The following is an 11,538-nucleotide window of genomic DNA, read 5'->3' as shown; positions in this document are numbered from 1 at the left end:
CATGCTGATCCGACTCTGGTGGCTGATCCGAAAAGAGCTGCAGGCCCTGATGGGCAATACTCAGGGGCGCTTTCTGCTCATCATGCCGGTGCTGCTGCAGACCGCCCTCTTCCCGTTCGCCGCCACCCTGGAGGTGACCGGCAACACGCTGGCCATCTACAACCAGGATGGCGGTGCCCAGAGCCGCGAGCTGCTGGAGCGCCTCACCCATATGCCTGCCTTTACCACCATCATCCCGGTGCAGGGCGAGGCGGGCATGACCGATGCCATCACCGGGCAGCAGGCGCTGCTCGGGCTGATTATTCCGGGGGATTTCTCGCGCCGGCTGGCGCGGGGCGAACCGGCCAAGGTGCAGCTGATTATCGACGGCCGTCGCTCCAACGGTGGTCAGGTGGCGGCGGGTTACATCAGTCAGGTGATCGCCCGCTGGCAAAGTGAGGGCAAGGGGCAACCCGAGCTGGCGGTGCGCAACCTCTACAACCCCAACGTCGAGTTCCACTGGCATATCCTGCCGGCGCTGGTGGCCATCATCACCACCACCGGCTGTCTGATCGTTACCGCCCTCTCGGTCGCGCGGGAGCGGGAGGAGGGCACCTTCGATCAGCTGCTGGTCTCCCCCCTCACCGCAGGCTGGATCATGGCGGGCAAGGCGGTGCCCGGCATCATGGTGGCGGTGGGGCAAGGGTGCATAGTCGCGCTGGCCGCCCGTTTTGTCTTTCACCTCCCCTTTGCCGGCAGCCTCAGCCTGCTGATGGCGGGCATGGTCTGCTACGGGCTGGCACTGGCCGGGATCGGGCTCTTCATCTCGTCGTTCTGCTCGACCCAGCAGCAGGCCTTTCTCGGAGTCTTCTCCTTCACCGTACCGGCGGTGATCCTCTCGGGTTACATCTCGCCGGTGGAGAACATGCCGCAGGTGTTCCAGTGGCTGGCGGCCATCGACCCCCTCACCCACTTCATCGTGCTGCTCAAGGGGGTCTTCCTCAAGGGGTTTGACTGGTCGGCCGCCTGGCCCCTGCTCTGGCCGCTGCTCGCCATCGCCGGCGTCACCCTGTCGCTGGCGCTCGCCATGTTCCGCCGCCATATCGCCTGACGCGCAGCCTTGCTCGGCTGATGCCCATTGATGCCGGTCTCGCCAGTGCGAGGCCGGCCTTTTTCCGCCAGAAGTTTTCACTCCCCGGCTTTTGCTAAAGCGCTCTTGCTCTCCACCATCCCTCACCCCGAGCCAGCGCAGAAATCATCAACTGGTATACCTATTTTTGTATATCTTTGAATTTTATCGAATTACCCCTGACGAGATATATAAATAGACACTTGATTTGCATCAATTGCCCGCCCCGACTGACTGGGTAGCCTAGCCCCAGAATGATGTTTTATTACTCCAAACTAGAGGCAATCATGAGCAAAGTCAGACTGGTCGTTGTGGGCAACGGCATGGTGGGGCACCGCTTCATCGAAGAGTTGATCGAGCGGGCCGACCCGGGCCGCTACGAGATCACCGTCTTCGGTGCAGAACCCCGTCCCGCCTACGATCGCGTCCATCTCTCCTCCTACTTCTCCCATCACACCAGCGAAGATCTCTCCCTCGTCAAACCCGGCTTCTACGACAAGCACGGCATCCGCCTGCTGCTCGGCGAAGCGGTGAAAAAAATCGACCGGGCCAACCGCGAAGTGCACTCCAACAAGGGCACCGTGGTCGGGTACGACAAGCTGGTGCTGGCCACCGGCTCCTACCCTTGGGTACCGCCCATTGCGGGCAGCCAGCACCACGAGTGCTTTGTCTATCGCACCATCGAGGATCTGAAAGCCATTCGCAGCGCCGCCAGGAGTGGCAAGAGCGGGGTGGTGATCGGGGGCGGCCTGCTTGGCCTCGAAGCGGCCGGTGCCCTCAAGGCGCTGGGTCTCGAGACCCACGTTGTGGAGTTTGCTCCGGTACTGATGGCCGAGCAGCTCGACGGTCAGGGCGGCCAGCTGCTGCGCCGCAAGATTGAATCCATGGGCGTGCAGGTGCACACCAGCAAGAGCACCAGCGAGATCCTGATGCATGGCGGTGAGCAGGCGAAACACCGCCTCGCCTTTGCCGATGGCAGCCAGCTGGAAGTGGATGTGGTGGTCTTCTCCACCGGCATTCGCCCGCAAGATACCCTCGGCCGTTACGGTGATCTCGCCATCGCCGAGCGCGGCGGCATCGTCATCGACGATCACTGCCTCACCTCAGACCCCGACATCTATGCCATCGGCGAGTGCGCCGCCTGGCAGGGCCGCTTCTTCGGGCTGGTAGCGCCGGGCTACAAGATGGCCCAGATCACCGTCGACCATCTGCTCGGCGGTGACAGCCGCTTCGAAGGGGCAGACATGAGCGCCAAGCTGAAACTGCTCGGCGTCTCCGTCGGCTCCATCGGCGATGCTCACGGCCGCACCCCGGGCAGCCACAGCTATGTGTTTCAGGACGATCAGGCTGGCGTCTACAAGAAGATCGTGGTGAGCGAAGACAACAGCCGATTGCTCGGCGCCGTGCTGGTGGGTGACGTGGAAGATTACGGCAACCTGCTGCAGATGATGCTCAACGCCCTGCCGCTGCCGAGCCACCCGGACACCCTGATCCTGCCCGCCTACGCCGGAGCCAAACCGACGCTGGGGGTGGATGCCCTGCCGGAAAGCGCCCAGATCTGCTCCTGCTTTGACGTCTCCAAAGGCGACATCGCTCAGGCGGTGGCCGAGGGTCACACCACCCTGGCCGCCATCAAGCAGCACACCAAGGCCGGAACCGGCTGCGGCGGCTGTGTGCCGCTCATCAGTCAGGTACTCAACGCCGAGCTGGTGAAGCAGGGCATCGAGGTCAACAACCACCTCTGCGCCCACTTCCCCCACTCCCGTCAGGAGCTGTTCCATCTGGTCAAGGTGGAGGGGATCAAGAGCTTCGACGAGCTGCTGGCCAAGCACGGTCAGGGCTATGGCTGTGAGGTGTGCAAACCGACCGTCGGCTCCATCCTCGCCTCCTGCTGGAACGAGCATGTGCTGAGCCCGCGCAACATCCCGCTGCAGGACACCAACGACATCTTCCTCGGCAACATGCAAAAGGACGGCAGCTACTCCGTCATCCCGCGCATGGCCGGCGGTGAAGTGACCCCGGAAGGGCTGCTGGCGGTGGCCGAAGTGGCCCGCGACTACAAGCTCTACACCAAGATCACCGGCGCCCAGCGCATCGGCCTGTTCGGGGCTCAGAAGGATGACCTGCCCGCCATCTGGCGCAAGCTGCTGGCAGCCGGATTCGAGACAGGTCAGGCCTATGCCAAGGCGCTGCGTATGGCCAAGACCTGTGTCGGCAGCACCTGGTGCCGCTTCGGCGTGCAGGACAGCGTCGGCCTCGGGGTCTTCCTCGAGAACCGCTACAAGGGCATTCGCACCCCGCACAAGATGAAGTTCGGCGTCTCCGGCTGTACCCGCGAATGTGCGGAAGCCCAGGGCAAGGATGTCGGCATCATCGCCACCGATGCGGGCTGGAACCTCTATGTGGGCGGCAACGGCGGCATGAAACCGCGCCACGCCGATCTGCTGGCTTCTGACCTTGACCGCGAAACCCTCATCAAGCTGATCGACCGCTTTATGATGTTCTACGTCACCAGCGCCGACAAACTGCAGCGCACATCGGTCTGGCTCGGCAATCTGGAAGGGGGTGTCGACTACCTGCGCGAGGTGATCGTCGACGACAAGCTGGGGCTGGCCGAGACGCTGGAGCGCGATATCCAGACCCTCATCGACAGCTACGAGTGCGAATGGTCGCGCACCCTCAACGAAGAGGAGGCGCTCAAGCGCTTCAGCCACTTCATCAACAGCGACAAGCGTGACCCGGACGTCCAGTTCGTCAGCGAACGCGACCAGCACCGACCGGCGACCCCGGCCGAGCGCATCCCCGTCTACCAGATCGAAGTGGAAACCAAATGATGAAATTCGCCTGCCAACTCAACGACATCCTGCCGGGCACCGGCGTCTGCGCACTCATTGAGGGTCGCCAGATCGCCCTGTTCCGCCCGAGCGCGGCCGCCGAGGTGTTCGCCATCGACAACCGGGATCCCTTCTTCGCCGCCAACGTGCTGTCGCGGGGTTTGATCTGCGAACACGACGGCGAGCTCTGGGTCGCCAGCCCGCTCAAGAAGCAGCGCTTTCGTCTGAGCGATGGCCACTGTTTCGACAACCCCGCCATGTCGGTTCAAAGCTACCCCGTTGAAGTGCGCGACCAGCAGGTCTGGGTCGCTGTCTAAAGACAAATTCACTCTCTTTCGGGCTGCCTGTGGGCAGCCCTTTCAAGGACTCACAAGATGTACACGGAAACCATCAACAAGTGCGCCGCCAACGCGGCCCGCATCAACCGCTTCGAGCGCAGCGACAAGCTCGGCTTCTGGCTCAGCTCCGCCATGGCGGGGGCCTATGTGGGCCTCGGCATCATCCTGATCTTCACCCTCGGCAATCTGGTGGATCCCGCCATCCGGCCGCTGGTGATGGGGGCCACCTTCGGTATCGCCCTGACGCTGGTGATCATCGCCGGCTCCGAGCTGTTTACCGGCCACACCATGTTCCTCACCTTCGGGGTGAAGACGGGCAAAATCACCATGGCCGACCTGCTGCGTATCCTGCCGCAGACCTGGGCGGGCAACCTGATTGGCTCCGTTGTGGTGGCGCTCATCTACTCCTACGGCGGCAGCCTGCTGCCGGACGCGGGCAGTCTGGCCCACAAGGTGGCGCTGGCCAAGACCCAGGCTCCGGCCCTGACCCTGTTTATGAAGGGGATCCTCTGCAACTGGCTGGTCTGCCTCGCCATCTGGATGGCGCTGCGCACCGAAGGGGCCGCCCGCTTCATCGCCATCTGGTGGTGCCTGCTGGCCTTTATCGCCTCCGGCTACGAGCACTCCATCGCCAACATGACCCTGTTCGCCCTCTCCTGGTTTGGCGCCCACTCCGAGGCCTACACCCTGGGCGGCATCGGCCACAACCTGCTGTGGGTGACGCTGGGCAACACCGTCTCCGGCGTCCTCTTTATGGGCCTCGGCTACTGGTATGCCACCCCGAAAGCTGAACGCCCGGTTGCAGTGAGCGAGACCACCAGCACCGCCAACCAGACCCGAACCGCCTGATCCGGAGGCCCCATGGACTACTTGCCCATCTTTTGCCGACTCGACAACAAACCCGTGCTGCTGGTCGGCGGCGGCGAGGTAGCGGAGCGCAAGGCGCGCCTGCTACTGGATGCCGGTGCCCACCTCACAGTAGTCGCGCCCGAGCTCGACCCCGAGCTGGCGGAACTGGCTGCCAACGGGAGCATCGAGTGGCTGGCCGGTGAATTTGTGCCGCAGCAACTGGCGGGCAAGTGGCTGGTGGTGGCCGCCACCGATCGGCGCGAGGTGAATGCGCTGGTCTACCAGAGCGCCAATCAGGCGCGGATCTTTGCCAACGTGGTGGATGACCCGAAACGCTCCAGCTTCATCATGCCGTCGATCATCGACCGCTCGCCGCTGATGGTGGCCATCTCCTCCGGCGGCAAGGCACCTGTTCTGGCCCGGCTGCTGCGGGAAAAACTGGAAGCCCTGCTGCCGCAACATCTGGGGGCCGTGGCGACCTTTGCCGGTAGCCTGCGGGAGCGGGTCAAGGCCCGCTTCGCCAGCATGGGGGAGCGGCGTCGCTTCTGGGAGCGGCTGCTCGGAGCGGATCGGCTCGGTCAAGCGCTGGCCCGCGGTGATAGTGCCTCTGCCCACCAATTGGCCGACAACCTGTTTGCCGACGGGAGCCAGACCGGAGGCGAGGTGGTACTGGTGGGAGCCGGCCCCGGCGATCCGGGTCTGCTCACCCTGCACGCCCTGCGCCAGATGCAGCAGGCGGACGTGGTGGTTTACGACCGGCTGGTCTCGGACGAAGTGATGGCGCTGGTGCGCCGCGACGCCAAACGCATCTTCGTCGGCAAGCAGGCGGGCAACCACTGCGTGCCGCAGGAGGGGATCAACCAGCTCTTGCTGGAGGAGGCGAAGAAGGGGCAACGGGTGGTGCGTCTCAAGGGGGGCGATCCCTTTATCTTCGGCCGTGGCGGCGAGGAGCTGGAGACGCTGGTCGGCACAGGCATCGGCTTTCAGGTGGTGCCCGGCATCACCGCGGCCAGCGGCTGCGCCGCCTACGCCGGCATTCCGCTCACCCACCGCGACCACGCCCAGAGCGTGCGTTTCGTCACCGCCCACGGCAAGGGTGGCGCCCGGGATCTCGACTGGCCGCTGCTGGCCAAAGACAAACAAACCCTAGTGTTCTACATGGGGCTATCGAGCTGCGCCACCATCCGCGAGCAGCTGCTGGCCCACGGCAAGGGGGGCGACACCCCGGTGGCGCTGATCGAGCGCGGCACCCAGCCCTGCCAGCGGGTCATTCGCGGCACCCTTGATGAGCTGCCCGCGCTGGCGGTGGGGGTCGAGAGTCCTGCCCTCATCATGGTGGGCTCGGTGGTGACCCTGGCCGACCGGCTCGCCTGGTTTGGCGAGGCCCCGCAGCGCCAGCAAGCCCTCGCCTGAGGGATCCTCGGCAACTCGCCATGAGGCCACCAGCAGGTGGCCTCACTTTTACCTCCCTCTTCTCCCATCACGGTCATAACCTGTTGTTTTAAGTCTGGTATCCTATGGGCATTGAGCCCTTGGCTACCATCTCAGGAATTCATCCCATGTCTCTTCCCATCAAGAACAGCGCCCGGCAGCGCGCGGATGACAGATCCCGCATTCTCACCCTGCTGCTGCGCGATGATGCCCTCACCGACAGCCTGCTCGACCCGCAGGTGGTGCAGGATGCCGAGCAGCGCGATCAGACCAGCGAACTCACCACGCTGGTCAACGGGTTGCCCGCCGCCGACGTCGCCGATGCGCTGGAATCGCTGCCGCCCGATGAGCGTCATGCCCTGTGGGCGCTGGTGGAGGAGGAGAAACGCGGCCAGATCCTGGTCGAAGCGTCGGAGACGGTGTGGGACAGCCTCATCAGCGGGATGAGCGACAAGGAGCTGCTGCACGCCCTGCGCACCCTGGATATCGACGACCAGATCTATCTGGGCCAGTACCTGCCGCGCAACCTGATGGGGCGGCTGCTCACCTATATGGCCCCCGCCGACCGGGATCGGGTGCGGGAGGTGATCCGCTACGGCAAGCACACCGTCGGCGCCATGATGGACTTCGAGATCATCACCATCCGCCCCGAGGTGACGCTCGCCACGGTGCAGCGCTATCTGCGGCTGCGCGGCAAGATCCCCGCCAACACCGACAAGCTGTTCGTCATCGATCGGCGCAACCACCTGCTGGGGGAGCTGGCCCTCACCACTGTACTGCTGCACAAGCCCGCCACCCTGGTGAGCGACGTGATGGAGCGGGATCCGGTCACCTTCGATCCGGAGGATAACGACGAAGCGGCGGCCCGCACCTTCGAACGGGATGACCTGCTCTCCGCCGCCGTGGTGGATGGCAAGGGCAAGCTGATGGGCCGCCTCACCGTCGAAGAGGTGGTGGATCTGGTCTATGAGGAGAGCGACACCGACCTGCGCCGGATGGGGGGTATCAGCGAGGATGAAGACGTGTTCGCCCCGGTCTCCAAGGCGGTCAAGACCCGCTGGGCCTGGCTTGCCATCAACCTCTGCACCGCCTTTGTCGCCTCGCGGGTGATCGGCCTGTTCGAGCACACCATCTCCCAGCTGGTGGCACTGGCGGCCCTGATGCCCATCGTCGCCGGGATCGGCGGCAACACCGGTAACCAGACCATCACCATGATAGTGCGGGCGCTGGCGCTGCAGCACATTCAGGCAGGCAACCTCTCCTTCCTGCTGCTGCGGGAACTTGGCGTCGCCTTTATCAACGGGCTGGTGTGGGGCGGCACCATGGGCATCGCCACCTATCTGCTCTATCAGGATGCGGCGCTCGGCGCCGTGATGACCCTGGCCATGATGCTCAACCTGCTGGTGGCCGCCCTGATGGGGGTCATCATCCCCATGACCATGACCCGCCTCGGCCGCGACCCGGCAGTCGGTGCCAGCGTGATGATCACCGCCATCACCGACACAGGCGGCTTCTTTATCTTCCTCGGGCTGGCGACCCTGTTCCTGCTGTAAACCGTGCGTTGAAAACAACAAGGGAGCCACTGGCTCCCTTGTTGTTTCAGGCGTGTTTGCCCGCCCCTGCCGTTGGGCTGCTTACCGCTTGTCAGCGGTGATCAGCAGGCCATTGGTGTCGGGGAAGCCGATGACCAGCGCCTCTTTTTTGGCATCCGTGGTATAGGTGGTGACATAGGCGACGCGGTTATCCATCGCCCGGGCCAGAGCGGCATTCCAGAGGTTTTCGATCGGCGTGGCGGCAGCGGATTGCTTGAAGTTGCACTTGCCAAACCCGGTCATGGTCAGCTTGCTCAACCCGGTAGTGGCACTCCCCTCGCCCACCAGCGTACAACCTGCCGCCGGAAACTCGATCGCTACCGTCAGCTTGCCGCCGTTGTTGGTGGTATCCACCTTGCCCACCATGTCGCTACTGAAGCCATCGCTGTCCGTGGCACTCCAGCTGGCCGTGGTCACCGCTTTGGTGGTCAGGGCCGTCACCGCCACATGACCGCTGAAACCGGAATAGATGGGTGAGTTGTCGGAGAACTTGGTGCCGGTCCGGGTGAAATCAAAAACCCAGCGCTTGATCTCCTTGCCCTGCAGATCGATGACCGGCTGATCCTGGAAGGTGATGAGGTTGTGGTCGTTGGTCACCGAGCTGAGCGCCGTGCTGGTACCGAGCCGTTCGCTGTTGCGGATCAACTGCACCGGGTAGATCCCGTCTTTGTCGGCTTTCTGGTCAGCCTGGCCCAGCCACTGGCTGTTGGTCTCGACCTTGCCCACCTGATGATCCACCCAGACACCCCAGTACTGCACGGTTTCACCCTTCGGGTAGACCAGCGCCAGACCATCCAGATCCTTGATCATGCGCGGCGTCGCCTTGTCGCCGTCGCGGCTCAGCAGATTCGCATGGTAAAGACCCGCCTCCGGCAGAGCCAGCGGCACCCGCTTGGCAATGCTGTTGGCAGCTTTTTCGCTGTCACAGGCAGACAGGGCGGCGGCGCAGGCGATGGCCAGCAGCGCTTTGTTGTGCATTTTCATGAGTTTTTATTCCTTGCTGTCGCTTTGTAATTTTTAGATGCAATCAATCGCCGCTGAATTTAAGGGAAAGGTCATCTATCAGTCGAATGGAGATCTGTAACCAACCATTACAGCCTCGCAGGAGCGGCAGACCGCGCCGCTTGCCCCGACCGCACGGCGGTGACTACCAAGTGACTCACTGCGGAAAAGCAGCGAGGGTGGTGGCCCTGAAGGAAGAGAAAAAAGAGATGAAAATCAGAGCCATAACTCTATTAACAGGAAGGCAATTAACCCGAATTGCCAGCCGGCTCACAATAGGATTCTTTTGCTATCGATAGAATGCACCACGCTGGCATACCCATAACAAGAGAATTCAACAATGAAAACCACCCTCAAACTGAGCGCGGTGGCAGTTATCTTTTTGCTGTCCGGCTGTGATGACAACAACTCTCAGGCCCCCGGTGATCTCACCCTGCGGCTGATCGAAACCTCTGATATCCACTCCAACCTGCTGAGCTACGACTACTACCAGAACAAGCCGGATGCCTCGCTGGGCTTTGCCCGCACCGCAGTGCTGATCCGCAAAGCCCGCGAAGAGAACGCCAACAACTTGCTGATCGACAACGGCGACCTGATCCAGGGCACCCCGCTGGCCGACTATATCCACGACCAGCAAGTCAAACAGCAGTGGCTGAGCAAGCAGACCCACCCCGCCATCAAGGCGCTCAACACCATGAGCTATGATGTCGGCAACCTGGGCAACCACGAGTTCAACTTCGGTCTCGACTTCCTCTCAGAGACCCTGAAAGGGGCCAACTACCCCTACATCAACGCCAACGTCTTCCAGGCCGATGCCTTCAGCCGTGATGGCAAGGGCACCATCGACTGGAGCAAGCAGAAGTTCAAACCCTATGTGGTGCTGGATCGTCAGGTGAAGGATGCCAACGGCAATACCCAGACCATCAAGGTCGGGGTGCTGGGCCTGACTCCGCCCCAGATCACCCAGTGGGACAAGCGCAATCTGGAAGGCAAGGTGGTGGTGGCTGATATGGTCGAGACCGCCGAGCACTATGTGCCCGAAATCCGCGCCAAGGGCGCTGACATCGTCGTGGTCGTGGCCCATACCGGCATCATAGGTGACCCGCGCGAACCCATGATGGAGAACGCCGCCCTGCCGCTGGCCAAGGTGAAGGGGGTCGATGCCCTGCTGCTGGGCCATGCCCACCGCACCTTCCCGGGTGACTACCCCAACATGACCGACGTGGACAACGAGAAAGGCACCCTGGCGGGGGTACCGACCGTGATGCCGGGCGTCTGGGGTAACCACCTCGGCATCATCGACCTGCACATGACCTGGAAAGAGGGTCGCTGGCAGGTCAGCTCCAGCCAAGCACAGCTGCGCAAGATCGACAGCAGCGCCACCAGTGTGGAAGATCAGGCTGTGGTCGATCAGGTCATTGCCGAGCACGAGCAGGCCAACCAGTGGCTGGACGAGCCCCTCAGCAAGATCACCAAGCCGATCCACAGCTTCTTCGCGCTGGTGCAGGATGACCCCTCCATCCAGATCGTCAGCGACGCTCAGCTGTGGCACGCCAAGAAACTGCAACAGGATGGTCAGCTCAAGGAGAAATGGCCCATCCTCTCCGCCGCCGCGCCATTCCGTGGCGGTCGCAACGGCCCGACCGACTTCACCTATGTACCGGCTGGCGATATCTCCCTGCGCAACGTGGCCGACCTCTATGTCTACCCCAACACCCTGCAGGTGGTCGCCATCAATGGCGCGACCGTACAGGAGTGGCTGGAGAAGAGCGCCGTCCAGTTCAACAAGATCGATGCCGCCAGCACCGCTACCCAGTGGTTGGTGAACGAGAAGTACCGCACCTACAACTTCGACGTGATCGACGGGGTGAACTATCAGGTCGATGTGACCAAACCCGCCCGTTACGATGTGGATGGCAACAAGGTGAGCGACAGCTATCGCATCACCAACCTCACCTATCAGGGCAAGGCGATCGACCCGACCCAGATGTTCTACGTGGTGACCAACAACTACCGCGCCAGCGGTGGTGGCAACTTCCCGGGCATCAACGCCAAGGTGATCGTCCATGAAGATCAGTTCGAAACCCGCGAAGTGCTCTCCGAATACCTCAAGGATCTGGCAGAGAAGAATCCGGCCGGTTTCGAGCCCCCGGCAGACAACAACTGGCAGCTGGCACCCCTGCCCGCCAATCTGGATCTGCGCATCTACAGCTCGCCACGCAGCGAGGCGCAAGCCCTGACCGGTGGCAAGCTGAACTATGTGGAGACCCTGCCACCCACCGATGCCAAACACCCCGGCTTTGGCGTCTACAAGCTGGTGCTGGCACCCTGAACCTCAGGGTTAATCCGGCAATAACCTCTGCAACCCCCTCCTGATACGAGGG

General features: G+C 62.8%; 8 protein-coding genes. 7 read left to right on the top strand and 1 reads right to left on the bottom strand.

Annotated elements, in window-relative coordinates:
* Position 1: 1 nt before the first annotated feature.
* The 6 genes from G5137_RS10265 to mgtE all read left to right on the top strand — a co-directional run bounded on the left by G5137_RS10265 (position 2) and on the right by mgtE (position 8,113).
* Positions 2-1,090 (top strand): ABC transporter permease, encoded by a 1,089-nt coding sequence (locus G5137_RS10265; RefSeq protein WP_041209775.1) that lies wholly within the window; start codon positions 2-4, stop codon positions 1,088-1,090.
* 305 nt (positions 1,091-1,395) lie between these two features.
* Entirely contained in the window at positions 1,396-3,942 is a 2,547-nt protein-coding gene (nirB, locus tag G5137_RS10260) for a nitrite reductase large subunit NirB (protein ID WP_421255342.1), read from the top strand.
* Complete coding sequence (gene nirD / locus G5137_RS10255; RefSeq protein ID WP_039039697.1) at positions 3,942-4,259, top strand: nitrite reductase small subunit NirD; 318 nt, start codon at positions 3,942-3,944, stop codon at positions 4,257-4,259. Before nirB ends, nirD begins: the two co-directional genes overlap by 1 nt.
* A 57-nt stretch (positions 4,260-4,316) precedes the next feature.
* A complete protein-coding gene (nirC, locus tag G5137_RS10250) occupies positions 4,317-5,129 on the top strand; it encodes a nitrite transporter NirC (protein ID WP_005340778.1) in 813 nt (270 codons plus the stop codon).
* Between the two features lie 12 nt (positions 5,130-5,141).
* Positions 5,142-6,542: a siroheme synthase CysG gene (gene cysG, locus G5137_RS10245; RefSeq protein ID WP_421221988.1), complete on the top strand. Its 1,401-nt coding sequence runs from the start codon at positions 5,142-5,144 to the stop codon at positions 6,540-6,542.
* 146 nt (positions 6,543-6,688) lie between these two features.
* On the top strand, positions 6,689-8,113 hold the full coding sequence (mgtE, locus tag G5137_RS10240; RefSeq protein WP_219296754.1) for a magnesium transporter: 1,425 nt from the start codon (positions 6,689-6,691) through the stop codon (positions 8,111-8,113).
* 81 nt (positions 8,114-8,194) lie between these two features.
* Here the strand turns inward: mgtE and G5137_RS10235 are convergent, their stop codons facing one another.
* Complete coding sequence (locus G5137_RS10235) at positions 8,195-9,136, bottom strand: hypothetical protein (RefSeq protein WP_219296753.1); 942 nt, start codon at positions 9,134-9,136, stop codon at positions 8,195-8,197.
* 358 nt (positions 9,137-9,494) lie between these two features.
* Here G5137_RS10235 and G5137_RS10230 point away from each other — a divergent pair, with 358 nt between their 5' ends.
* Positions 9,495-11,486 carry a bifunctional 2',3'-cyclic-nucleotide 2'-phosphodiesterase/3'-nucleotidase gene (locus tag G5137_RS10230; RefSeq protein WP_421221990.1) on the top strand — a complete coding sequence of 664 codons (1,992 nt, stop codon included), beginning with the start codon at positions 9,495-9,497 and terminating at the stop codon, positions 11,484-11,486.
* Positions 11,487-11,538 lie beyond the last annotated feature (52 nt).

This window comes from Aeromonas sp. 600282, assembly GCF_049175755.1.
In the GTDB taxonomy this organism is placed as follows: domain Bacteria; phylum Pseudomonadota; class Gammaproteobacteria; order Enterobacterales; family Aeromonadaceae; genus Aeromonas; species Aeromonas veronii_A.
The sequence above is the reverse complement of the archived record's forward strand: the minus strand, read 5'-3'. Positions and strand labels throughout refer to the sequence as shown.

Bases quoted from the DNA above. Each gene is read 5' to 3' on its own strand.
- cysG (WP_421221988.1), top strand. From the start codon at position 5,142: ATGGACTACTTGCCCATCTTTTGCCGACTCGACAACAAACCCGTGCTG.
- nirD (WP_039039697.1), top strand. From the start codon at position 3,942: ATGAAATTCGCCTGCCAACTCAACGACATCCTGCCGGGCACCGGCGTC.
- G5137_RS10235 (WP_219296753.1), bottom strand. From the start codon at position 9,136: ATGAAAATGCACAACAAAGCGCTGCTGGCCATCGCCTGCGCCGCCGCC.
- mgtE (WP_219296754.1), top strand. From the start codon at position 6,689: ATGTCTCTTCCCATCAAGAACAGCGCCCGGCAGCGCGCGGATGACAGA.
- nirC (WP_005340778.1), top strand. From the start codon at position 4,317: ATGTACACGGAAACCATCAACAAGTGCGCCGCCAACGCGGCCCGCATC.
- G5137_RS10265 (WP_041209775.1), top strand. From the start codon at position 2: ATGCTGATCCGACTCTGGTGGCTGATCCGAAAAGAGCTGCAGGCCCTG.
- nirB (WP_421255342.1), top strand. From the start codon at position 1,396: ATGAGCAAAGTCAGACTGGTCGTTGTGGGCAACGGCATGGTGGGGCAC.
- G5137_RS10230 (WP_421221990.1), top strand. From the start codon at position 9,495: ATGAAAACCACCCTCAAACTGAGCGCGGTGGCAGTTATCTTTTTGCTG.